Below are 23,823 nucleotides of genomic sequence, written 5' to 3'. Positions count from 1 at the left end.
TGTGATGCCGTTTGTCAATAGCTCAGCTTACCGCCTCGGGCGGGCTTCTGTCGCTCGCTCTTCCACCATTGGTCGGGGCCTTCGGACTCGATGCCCTCCCAGACGGAGAACAGAATGCGCTTCATCTGTTCGGTTTTTTCAGGCATCTCGGCCGACAGGTCGTTTTCTTCTTTCCAGTCTTTCTGGATTTCATACAGTTGGAAATCAGTGAGCGTTTCATCGCCGACGAGTTTCCAATCTCCGATCCGCATCGCCACGCGGTCACCCGGTGGCGAAACGTGCGTTCTCCAGAACAGCGGTACCTTTCGTTCGACAGGCTTTCCCGCAAATGCGGGTAGCATGCTGACGCCGTCGATGGTGCGATCTGTCGGCAGCGGAATGCCCGCGATGTCCAGCACCGTGGCGAAAATATCTGTGCCAACGACGGGGACATCGCTGACCGTGCCGGGTTTGATGTGGCCCGGCCAGCGGGCAACACCGGGCACTCGGATGCCGCCTTCATGATCGCTGCGTTTACCGCCTCGCAAACCTCCGGTCGTGCCGCCAAACTTTGCGACCGGTCCGTTGTCCGACGTGAAGATCACCAAGGTGTTGTCGCTGACGCCTTCTTCGTCGAGCGCTGACATCACTTGCCCGAGTGCGTGGTCGAGTTGTGTGATGTTGCCCATGTAGGTGCTGTTCTCGTGCCCTTTGTACAGTTCAGAGAATCTTGGGTCGGTCGCAATCGGTGAATGTGGCTCATGGATCCAAATGGACAGCGCGAAGGGTTTTGAATCATCACGCACTTCACTCAACCAATGTGCCGCTTCGGCGGCAACCAATGGCGCTGAGAAACCTTCGAGTTCACCGACGGGCTTTCCATTGCGAACGAAGTTGTTGGGGTTCTTGTGGCTCGGCTCCGCGTTATTGTGCGTCGCCATCCAGTAGTCGTAGCCATGATCGCCAGGTTGTGGATACTCCGGCGTATTGAATTGCGGCTTCGAATTGAGGTGCCATTTACCGACGTGGCAGGTTTCATAGCCGATCGATTTCAACAGCTTTGGATACGTGACTTCGCTCCGCCGCAAGTGAGCTTCGTGATTGCCCGACAGGTGCCGATAGACGCCGTTGCGATAGGGAGTCCGGCCGGTCAGGATCGCTGACCGCGACGGCGAGCAAACCCCGCAAGCCGAATAGCACTGAGTGAACTTGACACCCTGGGAGGCCAGTTTGTCCAGGTTGGGTGTTTGAATCAGCTCGTGGCCATAAGTTGCCGAATCACCCCACCCCATGTCGTCGGCCAGGAACACCACGATGTTCGGCTTCGTCTGCTCGGCAGCGTTGAGCACGGCCAACGAAATCAGGCTCAGGAATACGCAGAGTGGCAGTGGTCTTCTCATCGTGTATTCACGCAAGTCAGGAGGGAGCGGGGGAGGAGTCGAGAGGGAAAGGCAGACCCGATCGGTCGATACCTCGTTGACGCGCTGAGGTTTGGGCACTGAAAAGGCGCGGACGGACGGAGCTGGCGTCGCGTCCCCCTGAACGATCGCGACAGTCTCGCACGGCTGGGATAGCCAACAGTTTACCCCCATCGCCACGATGCCGACGGCCAAATTGCGGCATCTAATGATCTATATGCGACACGCAGGGCGTTGGGTGGGGGCGTTGGGTGGGGAGTTGCCGGGCGGGGGCATGGCCGTGCCGTTTCGTGTCTAATGGAGCCATCAACATCGACTTCTCCATCTGAGTCTTGCACCTGCAATCATGACACGACCGCTACAACGTTTGATCACTGCCGGAGTTCTTTTCGCCGTTGCTTTTCAGGTAGGTATCGGCCTCGGGACCGGTCCTTTGCCCGCGGCCCCTCCGAATCTGGTTTTGATCATCGCCGATGACATGAACTGGGATGATTGCGGCGCCTACGGTCACCCTGCGATACGAACACCGAACATCGACCGTTTGGCGACCGAGGGGTTGCGGTTTGAGCACGCTTATCTAACCACCAATTCCTGTAGCCCCTCTCGGTCGAGCATTTTGACCGGCAAGTATCCCCACAACACGGGGGCCGAGCAGTTGCACTGGCCCTTGCCCGAGGGCAATGGGACCTTTTCCGCCGAACTACAGAAGCTCGGCTACTACACCGCGGCGGCCGGAAAGTGGCACCTCGGCGATGCGGTGCGAGACCATTTCGACCGGATCTACGAAGCGTCGACGGCGGGATTTGTATTGCCATCGGGTGAAGACGGCCAACCGCCCAAAATGATCGCCAAGCAACCCAGCGGATGTGAGGACTGGGAGCAAGCGATTGAGGATCGGCCCCCCGATCGACCGTTCTTTCTTTGGCTGGCCGCTCTTGATCCACACCGTGAATACACCGACGGAGCGCTCGATCCGCCGCACCGTGCCGAAGACGTCATCGTGCCGGCACATTTGCCTGATACCGCGGACGTCCGCGAAGACTTGCGACTGTATTATGACGAAATCGGTCGACTGGATACCTACGTCGGCAAAGTGGTTGCAAAGCTCCAGCAGCAGGGAGTCGCGGACAACACCTTGATTTTGTTCATCAGCGACAACGGACGTCCTTTTCCGCGCGACAAGACGACACTTTACGATGGCGGCATTCGCACGCCGTGGATCGTCCGTTGGCCGCACGTGGTCAAGCCGGGCATCACGACCGACGCGTTGGTCAGTGCCGTAGACATTGCGCCGACGTTCCTGGAGCTTGCCGGTGCCACGTCATCGCTGGCGACCGAAGGGCAAAGCTTCGTCCGGGTGCTTGACGATCCCACGCTGTCGCATCGTGAGTTTGCGTTCGCCGAAGACCACTGGCACGACTATGAGGACCATGCCCGCAGCGTGATGACGCAGCGATACAAACTGATTCGCAACGACTACATCGATCTGCCGCCGACGCCCTCGGCCGATGCCGGACGCGGACTGAGTTGGCAAAACATGCTGCGTCTGCAACAGCAAGGGAAATTGTTGCCACACCAACAAACGTGCTTTCGGGCACCACGCGACAAGTGGGAACTGTACGACCTGCAGCGTGATCCCGGCGAGTTGCACAATCGTATCCATGACCCCGCGTACCAAAGCGTCCGTGATCGCTTGACAATCGCCTTGGAAGACTGGACCAAGCGAACCGGTGACTATCTGCCGACGCGACGAACGCCGGATGAATTCGACCGCGTGACGGGCGAACCGGATCACAGTGTCCGCGTGCGACCGAGGCCGTCGAAGTTTGAGATGTTTGGAACCAACGGAAAGTACTAAAAAACCATTCCGCAACAGCCGCCCGCCGAGAGATCCATCTGATGAAACCATGCTACCTTGTTCCGGTCGCGTTCCTGCTGACGCTGGCCGGTTCGTTGGCGAGTCCATCATCGCAAGCCGACGAGCCTCGTAATGTTTTGATCATTCAGACCGACGAGCACAATTTCCGAACGCTCGGTTGCTATCGCAAGACGCTGTCCGAGGAGCAAGCGTTTGTGTGGGGGAAAGAGGCGTTCGTGGAGACTCCGGCGATCGATTCGATTGCCCGGCGCGGCGCCCTTTGTACGTCGTTTTATGCGACCAGCCCCGTCTGCACGCCCTCCCGCGCCGCGTTCTTCACCGGACGGTATCCGCACCGGACCGGCAGCCATACCAACAACGAGCCGATGGACAGTGACATCGTCACCTTTGCCGAGGTGCTTCGCCGGGATGGCTATGCCACCGGATACGCCGGCAAATGGCACCTCGATGGGCCTGGTAAACCGCAGTGGGCCCCGAGACGACAATTCGGTTTCAGCGACAATCGCTTCATGTTCAACCGCGGACATTGGAAAAACTTTCAGCTGACCGACGCCGGGCCACGAGTCGGTTCGCGGGACAAAAATGATGCGCCCAGCTACGACGTCGGTGACGCCGATGATCAGACCTTTGCAACCGACTGGCTGGCCGACCGCGCCATGGATTTCATCCGCGAACATGCCGACGAACCGTTTTGTTACCACCTCAGTCTTCCGGATCCGCATGGTCCCAACACGGTGCGCCCACCCTACGACACGATGTTTGCCGACATGGTCATTCGACCGCCGATGTCGTTTTCGATGGCAAACGAGAATCCGGCTTGGGCAGCGGTTGGAGGCAAAAACTCGGCGGCACGATTCAACCCGGCGCTGATGACGCTGTACTTCGGCATGGTCCGTTGTATCGATGACAACGTCGGCCAGATCCTGGACACCTTGGCGGAACTGAAGCTGACCGACAAAACCATCATCGTGTTCACCTCGGACCACGGTGACCTCTGTTTCGAACATGGACGGCTGAACAAGGGCAACCCGTATGAGGCGAGTGCAAAGATTCCGATGATCATCGCGGCGCCGGGGTTGATCCCGGCGGGGACGCGAGTCGACCAGGCACTCGGCACGGTCGACTTTGCCCCGACATTGTTGTCGTTGCTCGGAAAACAATCGACAACGGGAGCGGTTGGCCGCGATGCGTCGCCGTTGTTGACCGCCCAGAGCGATGTGGCGTGGGACGATGTGGCGATCATTCAATCATCGGGACTCAAGCCGTCGTGGTTTGCAGTGATCACCGATCGGTACAAGCTCGTGCTCTCGGTTTCGGAACGCCCGTGGCTGTTCGATTTGAAAACCGACCCCGACGAATTAAAAAATTCCATCGACCTGGACCAGAATCGCGACATCGTTCGTCAACTGGCCGGTCGTCTGCGCGATTACACGCAAGCACAAGACGCCGGGTTCTTGAATCCGAAGCTGAAGCAGCAAATCGACACGTTGGTGTCTAGCCTTTAGGCGATTTCGAGTCGCTGCTTTGCAGCGAGAATGGGCGGCTGAAGCCTGCACACCAGCGTACGTTGTTGTCTAGCCTTGAGGCGATTCCGGGTCGCTGCTTTGCAGCGAGAATGGGCGGCTGAAGCCTGCACACCAGCGCGCGTTGGTGTCTAGCCTTGAGGCGATTCTGGGTCGCTGCTTTGCAGCGAGAATGGGCGGCTGAAGCCTGCACACCAGCGCACGTTGGTGTCTAGCCTTGAGGCGATCCTTGCTCGTTGATCGTTTACGCCCAGGGTACGTGATTGAATTCATTCGCGTGGAACTGGTGGGATGAACGCCGAGTCGGGGGAGGCGGTGGCGTCGGTCTTGCTCGGCTGAAACAACAGCCTGTGCAATTGGGCCAATTCCTTCGCCGGGATCTTGATGACCTTGCGATCGTAGGTCATCAGACCGTTGATCTCGCCTTCGACGTCGGTCGTCTGGGTGTAGACACCCGCGGCGATGCCTTTGCCACGCAGTTCGTTAAGCATCTTCAATGACGTGACGTAGCGGGCTTTGTATTCGGCTTCGTTTTGCGGCAGCCCGCCATAGCCCCAGTTGCGACGATTGGCGTCCCAGAGATGGCCTTTGACGGGATAGCCGTGGCCTCCGAATTCTCCCATGACTTTGATGTAGTCCTCAAAGCGTCCGCCGGCGCCTTGATCGAACGGGAACTCGGGGTGGGGATACGCGTGTGCGTCGACGACATCACCGACCGGCCAGAAGTTGCCGCCGCTGGCGATGTTGACCAATCGCGACCGGTCGCGATCGACCGTCCACTTGCCGACTTCGAGCGTGCGATGTTGTCCCCAGGCCTCGTTGAAGGGCACCCACACCACGATCGACGGATGGTTTTCCAGCAGCGCGATCATGCGTTCCAATTCGACCATGAATTGCCGGTGATGCCGGTCAGGCCAAACGGCGTCTTCGGGGTCGGGTTGCAAACGCGTCCACTTGGGATTGTTGCCCGCGCTGACCTGATCTTGCCAAACCATCATGCCCAGTCGGTCGCAGTGATAATAATAACGTCGCGGTTCGACCTTGATGTGCTTGCGAATCATGTTGAATCCGGCGTCCTTGAGCCACTCGATATCGAACAACATCGCTTCATCCGACGGAGGTGTCAGCAAGCCGTCGGGCCACCATCCCTGGTCGAGTGGTCCCCAGTGAAAAATGGTGTCGCCGTTGAGCGTGAATCGCCAGTTTCCCTCGGCGTCTTTGACTTTGCCGACGTTGCGAATGCCGGCGTAGGACGCGACCCGATCGAGCGTCACCGCATCGGCGCCGACCAGGGTTGCTTCGATGTCGTAGAGGTGTGGTGACGAAGGCGACCAGAGTTTTGCATCGGCGATCGTCAACTCGATGGCGTCGCTTCCCGAACCCTCCGCCACGATGTTTTCGCCGTCCTTGACGACGACGCGGACTTCGCCATCGCCTTCGACAAGCGGGGTGACGGTGATGCTGCCGGTGTCGGCGTCGGTGGCGATTTTCAGGTCACCGATGTGGTTCGGTGAAACCTCTTCCAACCAAACCGTTTGCCAGATTCCCGAAACCTGTGTGTACCAAATTCCGTGTGCGTTGAGCGTTTGTTTGCCCCGTAGTTGGTAGTTTTCGGTTTCATCTTCGACTCGGACGACCAGCTCATTGTCGCCGTCTCGCAAGGCGTCGGTGACGTCGAACGTGAACGCCGTGTTGCCACCCTGATGTTTGCCGACGGACTGGCCATTGACGAAGACTTCACAGCGATAATCGACGGCTTCGAAGTTCAGCAACGTTCGTTTGGATGCAGATGGTGTTGCACGAAACGTTCGTCGATACCAAAGCGCGTCGGTTGCGTCCAGCAACCGCTGCACGCTGCCGAGTTTTGATTCCAAGCAGAAGGGCACCAGGATCTCACCGTCCCACTCGTCCGGCTGCTCGGTTTGCTCGACCGGCGTGATCGCATAGTCCCAGTTGCCGTTCAGGTTGGTCCAGCTGTCGCGTTGCAATTGCGGGCGGGGATACTCCGTCCACGCATTTTCCGGCGTGACGTCTGCGCCCCAGGTGGTGATTAATTCGGATTGGAACGGTTTGGTGTCGCGTGGCGGAGCCGGTAGCTTCGGAACGTTGTCAGCATCGACCAGGTGTACGTCAATGAACTGGCCGCCATTGGTTTGGCGACAATGGACGGCCAAGAGATTGCGGCCGAGCTTGAACGCCGATCGTTTCTCGCGATCGATGGAAACGACCTGGTACTCTGTGGTGTAGCCTTTGAACTGGCCGATCGGGGTTCCGTTGAGAAACACGTCGGTGTCTTCGTCATGGTGAATCAGTAGGGCGGGATTGTTGGGAATCGCCGCCACGTCAATCGATTTTCGCAGCCAGATGTTGTTGGTGGCCCAGACGGTTCCGACGCGTGCCCCCGGCGTGTCTTGGGTGCCAAAGCCGCCATTGGCTTCCTGCCAGTCCGAATCATCGAATGACTCCGATTGCCACTGGGCGGCGGGCTTGCGCAGGGTGTAACGCCAGGTGTCGTTGATGGCTTGGGCGTGACAGATGCTGCTGGTGATCAGAAGGAACGCGAGTGACAGCAGCGTGCGTCGCGATCGGCACGTCAAGTGCGTCGCAAGTGGCGATCGATGGGGCATGGGGGCAGTCTCGTGTGGGAGAGGTTGACTTGCATGGCATTCTAGCAAGCCAAATCCAATACAAACTGAGACACACCGTCGGAGTGTTTAGAGATGTTGTCAGGCTATTCGACGATCATCACCCCATTCATCACTTTCCAGTGTCCCGGGAACGTGCACAGGTAGGGGTAATGCCCGGGTTGTGCGGGGACGCGGAAATAAACCGTAAATTTCTCGCCCGGCAACACCACGTCGGTGTAGGCCAAGACATCGGTGGTCGAGGGGATGTAGTGATGAAGGGCGGCTTCGGGATCCGATATCGATCGGTCCGCCAAGACCCCCACACGCTCGATCGTCCCGGGTTTGGCCAAGGCCCAATTGTGCGGAACGACATCGGGGTTGGAAAGCGTCAATGCGATCGGCTCGCCCGAGCGGACGCGAAACGATCGCGTCGCATAGGACAGGTTGGTTCCGGTTTCGATCTCGATCTCGCGCGCCCCGGCAAGCTTCTTTCGATAGGGGTTCGGCACGCTGCGGGTCGCCATGGCAAGGTCCGCATGGATCGGATGCGGGGCGATCGTCTTGGCAATCGACACGTAACCCGGGAAATCGGTGTAGGGCTTGTCGAGTTCATGAACCGTGATGAACAACTGATGAAACTGATCGGGCGCCGATTGCACGGACAGATGCAATTGATTCGCCCGCTGGAGTTCCGGTAGTTCGAGGAAGACGGTCTGGCGATCGGCGAGGACATGGGCGGACGTGATCGGCAGATGATCGTGTCCCCGCACGCCGGGGTGCCGTGTCGAGAACTCCGGGGAGCCATAGCCCGGACCGTAGCGGTAGTTCCAAGTTTGTGCGAAGTGATTGCCGGGGTCGGTGACTGTCGCGGCGTCTAAGGGCATCGAAAACGAAATCGCAATTCCATTTTCATGGACGTGAAATCCGGTCGGCAGTTGAGTATCGCCGCCGTCGTAGCGCACGCGTTGGAAACAACCGTCGTCGGTCGTGTAGGAGCCCCAACCTTGCATGCCGGTCACGTAGAGTTGGCCGTCGGTCGGGTTGAATCGTCCGCGGTGGACGCCCGAGCGGAACTCGCCGGGCAGCGGCACGACCGCGGCTTGGGCCTGTCCGTTGACTTGGTCACGAAGCACCAGGAAATGCGAACCTGCGCCAAAGGAGAAGTGTAGCAATTGGCCGGACAGGGGACCCCAGGAATCGCTTTCAACAAACACCTGTCCGCCGCTGGAATTGTCCAATCCGCGCGGCAGATAGGCCAGTGGCAGTTGCGGAGTTTGCCCGTCGCGTGGGCCGCCGTAACCGTAGTGCGGCACACGCTTGTTTGCGCGTGTCGATGAATCTGCGGTTTCGCCGGGTGACGTATGCCTGGGAACGGCGCAAATCATCGATGCGGGAGTCCAGCTGCCTTCCGATGCAGGAACGGTCACGGTTCCGTCGGGCAGCAAGCCCAGGCCATCGGGATTGCGAAATCCGGTCGCGATCACGTCAGCCCGTTGACCGTCCGGTGAAATGCGGACCAAGCCTTGGTTGCCTGACGCGATGTAAAAGTTTCCATTGCGGTCACGCTGCAAGCCACAAATGAAATCGTGTCCGGCAGCTGACGTTTGATAGGCATTGCTGAAGCATTCGTAAAAATCTGCTTCGAAGTCGCCGTTCAAATCGTGCAGGCGTGTGATCTGGTCGCGGCCCAAAACGAAGATCCCGTCTTGGTCGACCACGATGCCCAAGGCATGATGCAGCCCGGACGCGAACCGTCGCCAGGTCGCTTTGGTCGAAGGGTATTCGATGTCGGTCACGCGCCAGACGTCACCTTGCATCGTGCAAACCAACGCGGAACCATCCGGCAAAAAGGCATGGCCGCCGCAGAACAACAAGGCGTTCCAAGGGTTTTCGAAAGGCAAACCGATCGTGTCCACCGCGTAGGGTTTCGCCGTGCCGAATCGGATGTCGGTTTCGATCGTTGGCGGCCATTGGGCCGGTGCGTTTTTTAAATGATGACGCAACGGATGTTCTTCGGCCGGCGCGACGACGCGAACGAAACGTCCGTCTTTCACATCGGGCGCGTCGAGGAACGTTTCTTCGCCGATGCGATAGGCAAACACGACTCGATCGCCGAGCCGGTAAAAGCCCAGGTAGTGAAACGGCTGGTCGGGTTTCGGTTGCCGCGGTTGGCTGAGCAGTTCACCGTCGATCTTCAACCCGTCCAAGAAGCCGTGCCGGTGCGAGGAAAACTTGACAAAGCCGTCGCGCCAAACGGCATCGTAAGTCAACGTGTCGGGATTGAAACAGGCGGCGAGTTCGCCGTGCTCGCCCACACGCACGCACACGCCGCGCGGAATGGTCGTCTTACCGACGCGGAACACACCGCACATCAGGCTGCCGAGTTCGGTCTGGTTCCAGCGGTCGTTGGCCCAGGTGGTGTCATTTTGGTTTCCCCAGTGACCCTGATCGCCGCCATCGAGACCGGGGTACTCGGCCAGCAACGGTGGGACGGTGGCTTGTTGACGGAAGAAGTTCGCTTGTTTGGCGTAGAAGTCATACACCCGATCGCGATTGACGTGGTGTTGCCAGCTGGGCCAATGTTCGGGGGCTAGCGGTCGTCGCTCGATCGGAAACTCCGCCGGTCCATGCGAGTGGGTCTGGGCGTGTGCGAGCAGCGTTTCCATCTCGCCGCTCGGCAAGCCCTCCTCGGTCCCCAAGGCGAACAAGAATCGCAACAAACCGCTAACGTCTTCGCTGGACATCGCACCGGCCAGATTGTCGGGCATCAACGTGCCGACCTCTCGCTGTAACGCGATCTCGTCGATCGAAATCGCGGTCTCGGTCGGTTGATCGGCCGAGGGATCGCGAAGCACGAGTTCGCGCTCGTCCTGACGCACCAGATAGCCTTGGTAGGTCTGCCCGGAATCGTCGAGGACCAGATGGGCGACGTATTCGGGTGGGATGTGTCGTTTGGGCCACAGCACCGATTCGACCAGTTCCTCAGGTTTACGTTGCTTGCCGATCGACGTCAACTCGGGGCCGACGCTGCCGCCGTGGGGGCCGATGCGATGACAGGACAGGCACGCCGAATTGGCATTGGCAAACGTCAGCAAGCCTCGATGTGGATCGCCATCGGCACGGGCTTGTTCGACCAATGCGGAGACCAACTCGGGTGAGTAGTCTCGGTTTTTGAAGTCCAGCCGCGCGGCATCGGGTTGCGGTTCTTGCGATCCGGCGCGCGGTGGGGTTTTCTCACTGCGCCACAACAGCAGCGTCGTGTCGTCTTGGGTGGCATCGATCACCGGATCGGCGGGAACGTCTCGCACGCCCTCGGAAATGCGGACCCAGTGGACTTGGCCGCGACAACCGATTCCCCCCTCGACCAATCGACCGATCGCCAGCTTGTCCGCCCGGCCATCGCGGCTGGTCGAACGGATCGGCTGATCGGCTACCGGTTTACCATCGACCAGCAATCGCAGACGATTCGACTGGTAAATCATCGTCACGGTATGCGGCTTGCCATCACAGATCATCGCCTGGGAATGGATGTGATCGGGTTGCATCCCGGGCAGGTAGGCGGTGAAGTTGCCGGTGCCGTTGTTGGAGAAAATCTCCCAATGGTCACCGGATCGTTTGGTGTCGTTGGCGACAAGGATGTTGTATCCGTCTGCATCGGGCAACGTGACGCGGCACTCGACGGTGATCGGCGGTCGTCGAAATTCCGGGCGGCCCTCGATCAATGTTCCGGCGGTGTCGGATGCTCGCTTGGGAGGTGCTGTTTCGGGTGAATACGTACGGAGTGTGGGTTTGGGGCCGGCCGGTTGGCCGTCGATTTGTGGCAGCAACCAATGCAAACCGTCGAGGTTGTCTTGCAGTCGAAGTTCCACGTCATCCTGCGTGTGACCGATCAGACCGACGGGGCCGTCGTAGCCGGAATCACGGATGGCGGCGAGCAGTTGGACATCGAATTCGCCTTCGCCCAGCGGCAAGATTTTCTGGCCCCGTTGATCACCGTCCCGGGTCATGCCGTTCAGATTCAGACACAACAAATAAGGCTTGAGTTGCTTGAGAACAGTCGCAAAGTCGTCGACGTGCCCATGACCATGGTGCAGGTTGTAAACGATGCCGACATGCTGGGCGTCGTGATGCTTTCGCAGGTAGTCGCAGACCGCGATCATGTTCTCCGGTTCGCCGCCCCAACCGCCGTGGTTGTACAGCCCAAGTTTGCTGCCCAGTTTGCGAGTCTGCTCGACCAACGGCAGCAACCGAGACGCGGCGGTTTGGATACGTTCCGCTTGCGTTTCCCCTTCGATCGAACCGAGCATCTGCCAGATCTGCGGGTGCAAGCCGTGTTTTTGGAACAGATTTAGGGCCTCGTCGTGTGCACCCCAAAATGCGAAGTATTCGATCCCGTGCTTTTTGTATTGCAGGATTTCTTCTTCGAACGTCGGTACATGTTCGGCACGCCAATCGTAGGCGACGCGCCGCAATCCGAGCCGCTTGACCATCTCGGCACGCTCGGCCGGCCCGCGTTTTTGCGAGTCAAAGGGGACGATGCACCAGGCAACCAGATTTTCGTCGCGAAGATTGTCAGGTGTTTCGGCGAAACATTGCGTGGTGACAGCGACGCCGAGTAGGATCGTCAACAGGACTCGTAGGGGGGCCATAGATGATTGAGTGTTGCACAGAGTTGTTAGAAGCCGATTTCGTTTTGTTTCGGCCATTGTAAACCACGTCTCTGGTTGCGGCAGGTGATTCGATCGCAGGGACGACGGTCGATTTCACGGCAGGTAGACTGTGGTGGGATCGGACGATTCATTCCTTTTTTAAATTTTTCCATGAACCGACAATTCACCACGTGGCTCGGATGCCTGTTTTTGTTCTCGATCGCGTTTGCACCTTCGACCGGGCGGGCAGCTCAGCGGCCGAATGTCGTCACGGTGTTCATCGACGACATGGGGTGGTCCGACCTCTCCTGTTACGGTGGGACGCGCGCGCAGACCGAAAACATCGATGCATTAGCGGCCGAGGGACTGCGTTTCACCAACTTTTACGTCAACTCACCGATCTGTTCGCCGTCGCGTGTCGCGTTGTCGACGGGACAATATCCCCAACGCTGGCGGATCAGTTCGTACCTCGCGGCGCGCAAGCTGAACCGCGATCGCGGCATGGCGCAGTGGCTCGGTCCCAAAGCACCGGTGCTCGCCCGTTACTTGCAGCAATCCGGTTATGCGACCGGTCATTTCGGCAAGTGGCACATGGGCGGACAACGCGATGTCGGTGAGGCGCCGCTGATCCAGGCCTATGGATTTGACCGCAGTCTGACCAATTTTGAAGGCTTGGGACCGAGAGTGCTGCCGCTGAAAGACGCCTACAATGGCAAGCCGCCGCAAAAGCACGACCTGGGATCGGCCGACCTTGGCAGAGGTCCGATTCGTTGGGAAGACCGCTCGGTGGTGACGGCCGCATTTGTCGAGCAAGCGGTTGAGTTCATCGATCAGGCGCAAGCCGACGACAAGCCATTCTTCGTCAACGTTTGGCCCGACGATGTGCATTCGCCGTTCTTTCCACCAGAAGTCCTTCGCGACAAAACGGACGAGTCCAAGCGGGCGCTTTATTACGCGGTACTCGATGCGATGGATCAACAACTTGCCAAGTTGTTCGACCGCATTCGCAACGACCCTTCACTGCGCGAGAACACGCTGATCCTGGTCATGTCCGACAATGGGCATGAAGAAGGCGCGGGAGCGTCGGATCCGCTACGTGGCGCAAAGACCTGGCTTTACGAAGGGGGCGTGCGATCGCCGTTGATTGTTTGGGGGCCGGGACTGTTGGCCGATGGCGTGGCCGGCACCACCAACGACGAATCCATCCTCTGTGCCTTGGACGTCAATCGGTCGCTTTATTCCCTGACGCAAACCGATCCGCCGGACGGCGTCGCCTTCGACGGCGAGGATCTTTCAACGACGCTGCTGGGGGATCAACGGGAAAGCCGAAGCGAACCGATTTACTGGCGACGCCCACCGGATCGCCCGGGGACTGGGCGTGAAGACAATCCGGATTTGGCCGTCCGCGACGGAAAGTGGAAGTTCTTGGTTAACTACGGCGGCAGCGATCCACAGCTTTATGATCTCCAAGCCGACGCCTCGGAATCGAACAATCTGGCGAAACAACATCCCGACGTCGCCGACCGCTTGCGGCGGTTGTTGATGGCCTGGAATGCGACGCTGCCCGTTGACGCGGGAGATCCAAACTGGTCGGGGCACCAACGCGTCGGTTCGGTTCCGGTTGATCAATTCGTCAACCCGATCGGTGAGGGCGCCGATCCTTGGGCAACGTGTGATCCGAATCAGCCACGATTCCTCTGGTGCCTTTCCCACGGCAACCGGGCGATCTCGATTCAGGCCACCGATCGATTGACGTCGATGGGCAAGCCCAAGATCGTTTGGACGGCACCGCCGTCCGGCCCCTATTCGCGTGAGATCTGGGCGCCGGAATTGCACCACTTGGACGGACATTGGTACGTCTACTTTGCGGCCTCCGATGGCCAGAACCGAAACCATCTGACGTATGTGCTGAAGTCCAAGGATGATGACCCGCTGGGCGAGTATGAACTGTTCGGGCCGTTGGCAACCGGTGACGGCCCGGATGGTGCTTCCCCCAACGTCTGGGCCATCGACATGACGGTGTTGACGCATGGCGAAAAACGCTATGCCGTTTGGTCGGGCTGGGATGCGCCGGGAACCGATCGACAGTACCTGTACATCGCCCCGCTCGCATCGCCGACCGAATTGGGCGGCCCGCGAGTTCGGCTGTGCGAGAACGACGACTACCCCTGGGAACTGACCGAACCGGGGAATTCCGGGCGCGGGTTGAATGAAGGCCCGCAGGTGTTTCAATCCAAGACCAAAACGTCAATCGTGTACTCGTGCGGCGCCTCTTGGTTGCCGACGTACAAGTTGGGCATTTTGGAGTTTACCGGAGGCGATCCGCTGGATCCCGCTTCGTGGACCAAGCGCGACAAGCCATTGTTCGAGGGGACACGCGACGTCTATGGAGTCGGGCACTCGTGTTTTGTCCCATCATTGGACGACAGTCAGTGGTGGCACGTGTTTCATGCCAAGCGAGATCGCAACCCCGGCTGGCGTCGCGCCGTTTACGTCCAGCCGATGAAGGTGGGTCGGCGGGGATTTCCGTTTCTGGAGTCTCCGATCCGGGCCGGCGAGTGGCTGGATCGGCCCTCCGGCGAAAAGCCTCAAGAGCTTTCGTTACCGATTCGTTTGTTCGGTGACGACGCGAGCGATGCGACCTGGTCTTTCTTTGGGCATCATCAGTTCATTGAAGTCGGACCGGAGGGATTGCATCTGGGACGCGTCCCCCGTGATCCGATCAACGACTACCGCAGCGGCGAAAAAGTGGTGCTCAATGATCCATGCCCTGCAGACTGTGTTGCTGACGTCACGATCGACTTCCAAGGTGAAGCAAATGCTCGCGATGCCGGCGTTTTGTTTCGCTGCAGCGGTCCGGCGGTCGGTTACGATGCCCAGCGTGGCTACTTTGCCGGGTTGATCCCGAAGACCGGGTTGGTGATCGTCGGCAAGATGAACGGATCCGCCTGGACCGAGCTGGCGCGGGAATCCACGCAGATCGATGTCACGCAGCCCCAATCATTACGCGTCCAAATGAAGGGCAACCAGATCACGGTGACGCACAACGGCCGTCCGCGTGTTTCGGTGTTGGACGAAACCTATCAATCAGGCAGCGTGGGACTGCGCGTCGTCGACACGCACGCCGTGTTCTCTGATTTTACGGTGAGTGACGCGAAGGATTGAACGTCCGATTTGCACCACACGTCGAGCGCCGAAGCGGGGCTCATTCAGAATCCACCAACCCGCGCAACGTGAACTTGGAAACCAGCAGCGCGTTTTGGGTGTTGCCTGACGATGATTTCGTCGGTGCTTGTAACAATTTTGGTAGCGCGACGGTTTCGAAGAAGGACGTGTTGGGACGTTTTCCCAGTTCGTCCAATTTCTCTTGAATCGACTGTCCCCGTTTCGTTTGCAGCATCATGGGAATGTTGCCGCCCGACCGCGACCAAGCCTGGGTGCCGTCACTTTCGATCGTGAGCGTCGATTGGTAAACCTTCGCCACGTAGGCTCCCCGGGCGATGTAAGAAACGGCTTCGTTCTTGGGGCCGCTGATGGCCGCCTTGATCTTGATCGCGGCCCCATTGGTCAGTTTGTATCCGGCTTTTGCAATGGCATTTTTCAGATTCTGTTCGACCTCCGCCCGGTATTTGTCGGGGACGCCGCCGGCATCCATCGCAACGTTGACGCCGGGATGGATCAAAAACACGCTCGGATCATCCACGGCTTGCCGCAGGACTTCGGTCGCTTTGGGGTGGGGGATCGAAGTCGGAACGATCAGCCCCCCGCCGTCAGAGAGCAACCCCACAAACTCGGTTCCGCCGACCGACGTGATCACCGCCGCGTCCTGGTAATCACAGACGGTGATTCGCGATGGAATGTGCAACAACAAATGGTTGTCCAGCAAGGCATAGTCGGGTGCCGGATAGCTGAGACCGTTTGGCGCAATCGGTGCTCCGCCCTCGCGCGAATATTCATCGAGTGTTTCGCCCGTCTTCAGGTCTATGATCCGCAAATTGTTGACGAACGAAATCAACATTTGGTCGCCGCTTTCGTTGAGCTGCATCTTGGTCCAGCCCAGACGCGGCTTCCCTTCCAATTGCATGCTGCCTTTGGCTTGACCCGTCAGCGGATCAACCAACATCAGAGTGTGTTCATCGAGCACGAACATCTGCTGTCGATCGGTGGTGCACGTGACCGCGAAATTTTGTGACAGGCGTGCGTGCCAGACCGGATTCAACGTTGCCAGATCAAAGCAGGCGAGGTGTCCGTTGTCGCTGAGAAGGATCAGGAGGTTGTTTGCGATCGGTACGGCTTTGATGGGACGTGCGTTGGTCGTTTTCCCGAACGCCTTCTTGTCGTCTGGAAAAGGCACCCAGATGCCTGAACGCGTGACCTTGGTGCCGGTCAATGTCCAGAGCTGAAGTTGATCACCGGTTTCAAAACCGTCCCGGTCGCCGCCGGTTCCTTGCATCAACACGGTTTTGCCGTCGTTGAGCACCGTCAGCGGGCACATGTTGCACTCGACCGGTTCGGAGTTGATCGCCTTGCCGGAGGGTAAATCCACCAACGAGAGACGGCTGAGCGGTTTCGGCGTGCTGAACGTCCACGTGTAACCTGCGACACAGCGTGCGGCCAATGGGTTGATCTTTAAACGCCGCATGCCTTCAAAGAAGTTTGCTTTTCCCGGCAGCGAGGCGGCTTTCGGCTCAAACGGTAACGCGTTGTTGACCGGTGGTGTGTAGTTCCACTGGCTCTCACCGAAACCTGGGTCCATCTTCGGCACACTGTCCCAATTGATCACCGGCGGATGGGTCCACGCCGACATCGACGGGTTGCCGGTGTTTGCCGGAGCGGCCGGAACAGTCACGCGAGGACTCGGTTCGGCATCGACCATTTCGAACGGATTTTCGCCGGCATCTAAAAAATCCTTGTCGGCCTGGCTGAGTCGCGCGACAGGGATCTTTAGCGTCTTTCCCGTGTCGGTCTTCAAGAACACTACATCGTCTTGGACCTGGATCAAACTTGCCGTGACGCGAAACTTGCCGGTCGAATCGGTCCAAGTTCGTGGCTCATCGGCAACACCCGGTGAGACAAACGCCGCGATACAGACGGTGAGCGTGACGACAAAAACGAAGTCTCTGAGGTGACGTGTTCGCATGAGTCGGGGTTCTCGACGAGGACAACAAGACAGTCATCGCACTCAGGATACACCATCATCACGGTGGAATGCGGCGAAACGCAAGCTGGAAGCTTACGCCACTAGTTGTGCCAGAAGGTTGAGGCTTTGGGAGCGGTGTAGGCGACGTCCAGGTGCGGGGTTTCGACCGGTTTTTCGCCCGCATGCAGGCTGTCGACGCCGCCGATCACCATCCCGGAAGTCAGCAGCGTGCGTTCGATCGGATACGGCGTTCTGCCTTCGATCATCGTCGTTTCGACATGGCGGACGAGCGGATTGAAAAAGTCGGCGGTGGTCGATCCGTGACCGGGCATGGGCAAGTACATCTGGCAGGAAACGAGCGTGTCGTCGGCGAGCATGCCGGCGTAATTGAAGTCGCGAATCCCGGTCAGCAGCATGGTCGTCCGCAGCCCGTCGAGGTGCTCGATCAAGTAGCCCGTCGTCTGCGGCATGGTTTGACGCATCCAGTCGATCGACGGCACGTCGGTCGGAAACCCGCCTTCGACCGGCAGATTGTGACTGCGACTGAGCGCGGCGACGACAAGTTGTCTCGTCCGTCGGCAATCATCCGATGCCAACCGATCCCAAAGGTTGTCGCCCCGCAAGGCGTGGATTCGTTTGACACCCGTTTCCCCTCCGCCGCGGCGCTCGGACATGCACTGGGCGGTTTCCAACGCATGGATGTCGTAACTGTCGATGCCGCCATACGCCACGCAAACACTCTCTTTCAACGCCGCGCCGTAGGGCATGTCGATCGCGGGAAGACGTCGCGTGACGGGAAGCGAGGACCCTGCGAGAAACGGGAACCCCAGTCGTCGCGAGTCGTCCACCATTTCGACGCATTCGTCCCAGTCCGTCGACAAGTGTTTGTCATTGAACACCGGCACGCTGCGTCCACTTTGCTGAAACACGTCGACGATGCGTTTGAACCAGTCGTAGCGTGGATAGAGATGTTGTCCTTTTTCGTTGCGTGGGTAATCGCCGTGTTCGCCGATCAAGACCACGCCGTCGACGGCCAAGGTTTCGCCCCCCAGCGTGAGGGCTTCTTCGATCGTCGGGAACAGTCGCAAGCCGTGGCGTTTGACCCGCTGGCGGCCGAGGTCGTCGTCGGGAAACTGATCGATAAATACCGACGCGACATCGACGCGGGGTCGTTGCCAGCCGCCGTTCCAACTGTATCCCAGCGTGTGGCGATCGAGAAAGTGTTGGGCGTGCGAATGCCGTCGAACGACGGTGCCCAGGAACGCGATCTTGGGACGCCGGCCGCTGACCGCCGGCGAGTCGGCTGCAACCGCCGGCTGTGGATCGGCCAGTCCGCGCGCGAAACCGAAGGCGCCCAATCCGAACACCGTTTTCGTGCCGGACCGAGCCAGAAAATCGCGGCGGTCAATCTTCGATGGGCGTTGGTTCATCAGGTACGTCTCTCCAAAAAATCCAAAGAATGATCGCGGCAAGGGCGGGCAAACACGAGGCCGCCGCCAACCCCACGTCGTAGGATCCGGTCACATCGACGAGTCGGCCGAACAGTTTCTGGGTCGGCGGAACCAGGAACCAGGCCGTCACCCCGGCAATCCCGGTGATCTTGCCTTGGTGTTTGCCGGAAATGTCTTGCGTGAAGGCGTGGTAGAGCGGAAACATACCCAACGCCCCCGCCCCGCCGAACAGCAGCACGGCCAACAGCACCCATCCCTTGGGCAACAGCGGCAGGGTGAGCATCGTCAGGCAAAGCACGGCACACGCCGTGAAAACCATTTGTCGTGAGCGTGTCGGCGTGAAACCTTTCGCGCACAGCCACAACACGACCGCACCAACGCCGAGGCATCCGACATCGGTCGCCGCGAACCAGGCGGAATTAAACAGCAAGGTATGGGTTTCGGTGTAGCCGCGGCCTTCTTGAAGGAACAGGTGCAACCAGGCGCGAAACAACTGCCACGTCGTGTTGATCAGGCAGACGATGATCAACACCACCACCATGCGTCGCTGCAACAACACGCGCCAGGGTGTGGCTTGTTTGCGTTGCACGGCGTCGGCTGCCAGATCCGTCGATTGAACAATCCCAAACCAGGCGGCGACCCATAAGATGCCGATCCCGCCGACGATCGCAAACGCCGGACGCCAGCTGCCGACGTCGTCGGTCAACAACGCCAGCATGATCAGCGGCGCAGCGACCGCTCCGATCGATGTCCCGCTTTGCAGCAAACCGTTGCCCATCGTTCGGCCACGGGCTTGCGTCAGACTGCGGACCACTCGCACGCCACACGGCCAGTGCCCCGCTTCGAACACCCCGAGCAGCAGACGCAGCCAAAGCAGATCTTGATACCCGCTCGCGAGCGCCGTGGCCGCGGTCACCGTGGACCATGAAATCACGACCACGGGATACAACCAGCGGACGGGGACTAAGTCAGCAAGCACGCCGAACACGATCGATCCGATCACGAACCCGTATCCGAAGACGGCTTCGATATCACCGTACTGCTCGTTGACCAGATCAAACTCCTGCATAATCCGCGCCGACGCACTGGCCAGCGTCTGGCGATCGAGATAGTTGAGCGCCGAGGCGAGCAGCAACAGTCCACAGATCAGAGCGATGCGGACTGGGCTGACCGAGGGTGCCGCCTGATCTGTCGGGGCGGCGTCGAGAGTGTGTTTGGATTCATCCATCCCAAGATTGGCCATCCCATCCGGCGACGCGTTCAATGAAACCGACCACCGCGTCGGCGAAGAGTTGCAGCAGTTGTTCTCCCTTTTCCGCGGTCGCGGCGGCCGCGTCGCCGACGTGTCCGGGGGCGGAGCGATCGGGCATCGTCCAGCCACGCGACGCGGGTAAAAACGGATTGCCGAACGGGATCTCGTCGACCTGTGTGTAATCACGAACCAGCTGCGGTGCCAGTCGCAGGATCATCGACGTTTCCCATTCACACGCGTGTCCCATTTCGTTCTGTCGCAAACCGGCCAGCTGGGATGAGGGATCGGCCAGATGCCAGTAGGTGGCCGCCAGCAGCAACAGATCTTGGCGGTCTCGATAGCGTTGCCGCAATTCAAAGATCACCTGTCGCGCCGGCACGTCGTTGCCACCATGACCGTTCAAGATCACGATGCGCCGGAATCCGTGGCGGATGAAGTTGTCCACCAGCCCGCTTAACAAGTCGAGGTAGACACGCGGGTCGGCCGAAAGCGTGCCGGGAAAATCCATGTGGTGGTGTGAGTTGCCGAGCCACATCAACGGTGCAATCAAGGTCGATTCGGCGAACGATTGATGCGCACGCGCCACGATTTCTCCCAGTAACATGCTGTCGGTGCAGACGGGCATGTGCCGGCCATGTTGTTCCAACGCCGCGACGGGAACGATGACCGGTGTGTTGCGATCGAGCGCATCGACAACCGGCCAAGTCAGGTTAGCGAGTTCCATGGTGGGCGATCGGAGGAAGGGGGGGAGGGAAGGCGGGGGTCGCACGGCCGGCAGGGCGAAGTTGCGACGCAGGCTGAAGATTCTAACCGGCTTTGTGCCCCGCCGTGTTGACGATGGTCGAAAACACCGATTGTCGATAGAATTTTGGTGGATGGAGAGGTGGCCCTAAGCAACCAGCGGGAAACCGGTGACACAATGAACGCCCCGACAAACGAAAACGACGGCTTTGAGGGGTTGCCTTGGGTCAAGGCCCTGAGCGACGGGATCAGCCAGAGTGATCAGCGGATTCGATTGGCCGGACTGACCGACGGCTGGGCCCTGGTCAATCATCGCGGCCGTGTGATTCGCGATGCGATGAAGTGTTTTTACGAGCGGGTGATCGCGGAAGCTCCGCCGCGGGGCGCGATCGTGGTTTACGCCCTGGGCGGAACCGGGCGAGGTGAAATCTGCCCCGGCTCGGATGTCGACATCGGCATCATCGTCGAAAACATCGAAGAGAACCAACACTTCCTGCGTCATCTTTCGAGTCGGCTGAGGGCGTTCGCGCCCCGCGTTCCAGGGCTGCGAAACGTCGTCAAAGCGAATGCGTTTCCGGATCTCAAAGACCGCGAACACTTTGATTTGAAGTCACTGGTCGCATTGCTCGATTGCGATCTGCTGGTCGGCGATTCGGAATTGGACCATCGCATCCGACGCGTCTGTCGCGGGCGAGCGGCCGAGTTGGGGCTCGATTTTATTTTTGCCGTCAACCAAGACTTGAGACGGTTTGATCAGCTGCATCCCCAGCCGCCCGGTGACATCGGAGGATTTCACGTCAAAAACGGAAAGGGCGGGCTGCGCGGGTTTCAGTTGGCGATGTGGTTGTATTCGTTCGAACGCTGGATCCCGTCGCTGCAGGTGTACCAGCAAGTGCGGAGCACCAGACGTTTTGATCGCGAGGGTGCGCCGTCGGCGACCGTCTTGGAAGCAGTCGGCGTGATCTTTTCGGCCCGCTGTTGGATTGAACAGCGGCGCGCCGCTCAGGCCGCCGGCCGGCCGAGGGACTCCGGTGAAAAACTGGTCTCGCCGCTGTTGCTCGACGCCGCCGATATGGAGGCGTTCTTGTATCGGTTCGGTGCCGGAGGGTTGACGAAACTGCGCAACGCACGGGACATCATCGACTCGTATCGTCACGAGACCATGGACCGGCTGCTCGAACGCGGCGTCGTCGTGCCGGACACCGATGGATTGGTGGTCTGGGGATCGGACGGGTTGCGGATCGGAACGGATGCCTTGTTCAAGGACGCGACGGAGATGTTTTACAGTTTGTACCGCGCCCAACAACGATTCTTGTTGCCCATCGATCGCGCCGTGAAACGCGCCGCTCGGAAGAATATCTCCGAATCGTTGCGCCCCGATCCGGCGCTGATCAAACTGATGGTGTCGCCGGGGCCGGTGTATCCGGCGATCAAAGATTGGTTCGACTTCGGGGTCTTGGAAAAACTGTTGCCCGGTTTCGGAGAGCTTTCCAATCAGCTTTATCAGCCGGGGCATCGGGCGGCGACCCTGACGCGAGCGGCTCGGGCGGTCCAACGGCTGGAGGGCTTGGAGTACCTCGATACGTTGAAGCGGTCCGCGGTCACCTCACGCGACGAAGCCTATTTTTTGCGTCAGTACCAGGACATCGGTGATTCAGGCCGTGGTGCCTTGCGGCTGGCGCTGTTGACCGACGAGATTCCTCAAACGGTGTACATGTCTGCCGTCCCCACCGCGCCCCCTGACTATGATCCGCAAGTCTATGGCGAGTCCGTTCGGCGTTATGTGAACGAGCATCTCAGTAACCTGCCGGGACTTTCCGGGCCGACACTCCGCACGATCGAGTTTCTGCTGTTGAAGAAACGTGAGTTGCTCAAGTGGGCCGAAGCGGGAAGCCATCCACAGGTCTTGGAAAGTTGGCGGCGGGAACTCGAACGCTTGCATTCGCGCGATTCCGCCGACACGATTCGAGCCCTCGCGTTGTTTGCGTATGCCGCGTTTGATTTTCGCAACCCTCAGGGAGTGGCGCGGATTCGTTTGGAGCCGGAGCAATGGCAAAAGATTCAAAACCTGACGCAAAACTTGTTGCACGGCGAATTGGGCGTCGGCGGTCGATCGTTCGAAGATCACTACTTTGACCCCACCGGCCAGCGGATCGGTGCGTTGCTGCCCCACCGGTTGCTGGCCAGTCCACACGTCGACAATTCACTTCGACAAACCTATGAAGGCACCGAGACGCTCGATCCGCAACGCGCCCACCGAATCATCTTTGCCTTGACGGCGGTCGTGCAAACCGGACGCCCCAAAGTGGAACTCAAACGTGACGGCGACTACTACCGATTGACGCTTTATTCTTGGGACTTTCCGGGGCTGTTCTGGCGGGTCGCCGGCGCGCTGCATGAAATGGGATGCGCCATCCGTTCGACTGATCTCTATGAAATCCCCGATCCCGCCGGCCAAGCCACCGACGGCGAAACGCTGCCGCCCAACGAGCGACATCTGATCGTCGACGTGCTCACCTTTGATGCCACGGCCGTCTCGAATGAGAATTGGGAAGATGAAGTCAAACGGCGGATCTGCAGTCGACTTGAAAACCCGGATGAACGGTTAAGTGACAACACGGCCGAGATTCTCAGGCCGGTCCTGGACACGCTGTATCCGCAGTTGACCGACCTCGGGGACGGCCGAATCAAGTTTTCCTGCAATTCGCCCCCCTCGGATCAAGGCACCCGCTACGCGATCAGCCGACTGCTCTCCGAACGGGCGGGCGCCAGCATCGAATCGATCGTCCGAGACGGCACGCGCGATTGGCCGGTCCCGCGAATGAATTTCTACGTGCGTGTGGATAGCAGCGTCGAAGCGGTCGCCGAAACGCTACGCGACGATTTGGGCGATGTGGCGATCGACGCCGAGGTCTTGGTGTAACGCCCCTTCCCCCGCACGACACGTCGCTGCGGGGCATCGTGGGTTGGCTCGTCCCCGGTCCCCGCGCGGTTGCCCGTGAAAACGAGGTGGGATGTGTCCGTCGCCCCCCGCTGCCAGGTTGGGTCGTGCATGATTGACGCCTCATCGAGCCCTCCGGGTTGGCGGAGTTCCCTCATTCAGCACCTCGGCACAAGCCGCCCCGGCCGATTACGGCCCACAGTTTCTCGAAGAACCGAAGGTG

11 protein-coding genes are annotated in these 23,823 nt (G+C 59.4%); 4 read left to right on the top strand and 7 right to left on the bottom strand.

What is annotated here, in order from left to right; all coding sequences use genetic code 11:
- Nucleotides 1-14: 14 nt before the first annotated feature.
- On the bottom strand, nt 15-1,379 hold the full coding sequence (locus tag TBK1r_RS17585) for a sulfatase family protein (RefSeq protein ID WP_145213278.1): 1,365 nt from the start codon (nt 1,377-1,379) through the stop codon (nt 15-17).
- Between the two features lie 364 nt (nt 1,380-1,743).
- Between TBK1r_RS17585 and TBK1r_RS17580 the strand changes: the two genes are divergently transcribed.
- Together TBK1r_RS17580 and TBK1r_RS17575 are read left to right on the top strand one after the other, a co-directional pair.
- Nucleotides 1,744-3,255, top strand: coding sequence for a sulfatase family protein (locus TBK1r_RS17580; RefSeq protein WP_145213275.1), 1,512 nt, complete (start codon nt 1,744-1,746; stop codon nt 3,253-3,255).
- 41 nt (nt 3,256-3,296) lie between these two features.
- A complete protein-coding gene (locus TBK1r_RS17575; protein ID WP_145213273.1) occupies nt 3,297-4,781 on the top strand; it encodes a sulfatase family protein in 1,485 nt (494 codons plus the stop codon).
- Between the two features lie 287 nt (nt 4,782-5,068).
- Here the strand turns inward: TBK1r_RS17575 and TBK1r_RS17570 are convergent, their stop codons facing one another.
- The gene (locus TBK1r_RS17570; RefSeq protein WP_145213270.1) at nt 5,069-7,426 is read right to left on the bottom strand and encodes a glycoside hydrolase family 2 protein; all 2,358 of its coding nucleotides are present in this window, start codon (nt 7,424-7,426) and stop codon (nt 5,069-5,071) included.
- Between the two features lie 104 nt (nt 7,427-7,530).
- Nucleotides 7,531-12,075: a DUF6797 domain-containing protein gene (locus TBK1r_RS38640; protein WP_419581471.1), complete on the bottom strand. Its 4,545-nt coding sequence runs from the start codon at nt 12,073-12,075 to the stop codon at nt 7,531-7,533.
- Nucleotides 12,076-12,246: 171 nt separating this feature from the next.
- Here TBK1r_RS38640 and TBK1r_RS38635 point away from each other — a divergent pair, with 171 nt between their 5' ends.
- Complete coding sequence (locus tag TBK1r_RS38635) at nt 12,247-15,240, top strand: sulfatase-like hydrolase/transferase (protein ID WP_419581470.1); 2,994 nt, start codon at nt 12,247-12,249, stop codon at nt 15,238-15,240.
- Nucleotides 15,241-15,280: 40 nt separating this feature from the next.
- Here TBK1r_RS38635 and TBK1r_RS17555 read toward each other — a convergent pair whose 3' ends face one another.
- From TBK1r_RS17555 to TBK1r_RS17540, 4 genes are all read right to left on the bottom strand, one after another.
- The gene (locus TBK1r_RS17555) at nt 15,281-17,215 is read right to left on the bottom strand and encodes an SHD1 domain-containing protein (RefSeq protein ID WP_145213267.1); all 1,935 of its coding nucleotides are present in this window, start codon (nt 17,213-17,215) and stop codon (nt 15,281-15,283) included.
- Nucleotides 17,216-17,316: 101 nt separating this feature from the next.
- Nucleotides 17,317-18,645 carry a hypothetical protein gene (locus tag TBK1r_RS17550; RefSeq protein ID WP_419581469.1) on the bottom strand — a complete coding sequence of 443 codons (1,329 nt, stop codon included), beginning with the start codon at nt 18,643-18,645 and terminating at the stop codon, nt 17,317-17,319.
- Nucleotides 18,620-19,894 carry an MFS transporter gene (locus tag TBK1r_RS17545; protein ID WP_419581468.1) on the bottom strand — a complete coding sequence of 425 codons (1,275 nt, stop codon included), beginning with the start codon at nt 19,892-19,894 and terminating at the stop codon, nt 18,620-18,622. Before TBK1r_RS17545 ends, TBK1r_RS17550 begins: the two co-directional genes overlap by 26 nt.
- Nucleotides 19,887-20,642: a creatininase family protein gene (locus tag TBK1r_RS17540; protein ID WP_145213260.1), complete on the bottom strand. Its 756-nt coding sequence runs from the start codon at nt 20,640-20,642 to the stop codon at nt 19,887-19,889. The genes TBK1r_RS17545 and TBK1r_RS17540 overlap by 8 nt, the downstream gene beginning before the upstream one ends.
- A gap of 195 nt (nt 20,643-20,837) precedes the next feature.
- Here TBK1r_RS17540 and TBK1r_RS17535 point away from each other — a divergent pair, with 195 nt between their 5' ends.
- Complete coding sequence (locus TBK1r_RS17535) at nt 20,838-23,582, top strand: hypothetical protein (protein ID WP_145213257.1); 2,745 nt, start codon at nt 20,838-20,840, stop codon at nt 23,580-23,582.
- Nucleotides 23,583-23,823: the final 241 nt, after the last annotated feature.

Source organism: Stieleria magnilauensis (assembly GCA_007753675.1).
In the GTDB taxonomy this organism is placed as follows: Bacteria; Planctomycetota; Planctomycetia; order Pirellulales; family Pirellulaceae; genus Stieleria; species Stieleria magnilauensis.
Note: the sequence above shows the minus strand (reverse complement) of the source record. Positions and strands in the feature narration are given on the sequence as shown.

What these genes read in the sequence shown, in the direction of transcription:
- TBK1r_RS38635 (WP_419581470.1), top strand. Translation starts at nt 12,247, where the DNA reads ATGAACCGACAATTCACCACGTGGCTCGGATGCCTGTTTTTGTTCTCG.
- TBK1r_RS17575 (WP_145213273.1), top strand. Translation starts at nt 3,297, where the DNA reads ATGAAACCATGCTACCTTGTTCCGGTCGCGTTCCTGCTGACGCTGGCC.
- TBK1r_RS17550 (WP_419581469.1), bottom strand. Translation starts at nt 18,645, where the DNA reads ATGAACCAACGCCCATCGAAGATTGACCGCCGCGATTTTCTGGCTCGG.
- TBK1r_RS17535 (WP_145213257.1), top strand. Translation starts at nt 20,838, where the DNA reads ATGAACGCCCCGACAAACGAAAACGACGGCTTTGAGGGGTTGCCTTGG.
- TBK1r_RS17540 (WP_145213260.1), bottom strand. Translation starts at nt 20,642, where the DNA reads ATGGAACTCGCTAACCTGACTTGGCCGGTTGTCGATGCGCTCGATCGC.
- TBK1r_RS17545 (WP_419581468.1), bottom strand. Translation starts at nt 19,894, where the DNA reads ATGGATGAATCCAAACACACTCTCGACGCCGCCCCGACAGATCAGGCG.
- TBK1r_RS17580 (WP_145213275.1), top strand. Translation starts at nt 1,744, where the DNA reads ATGACACGACCGCTACAACGTTTGATCACTGCCGGAGTTCTTTTCGCC.
- TBK1r_RS38640 (WP_419581471.1), bottom strand. Translation starts at nt 12,075, where the DNA reads ATGGCCCCCCTACGAGTCCTGTTGACGATCCTACTCGGCGTCGCTGTC.
- TBK1r_RS17570 (WP_145213270.1), bottom strand. Translation starts at nt 7,426, where the DNA reads ATGCCCCATCGATCGCCACTTGCGACGCACTTGACGTGCCGATCGCGA.
- TBK1r_RS17585 (WP_145213278.1), bottom strand. Translation starts at nt 1,379, where the DNA reads ATGAGAAGACCACTGCCACTCTGCGTATTCCTGAGCCTGATTTCGTTG.
- TBK1r_RS17555 (WP_145213267.1), bottom strand. Translation starts at nt 17,215, where the DNA reads ATGCGAACACGTCACCTCAGAGACTTCGTTTTTGTCGTCACGCTCACC.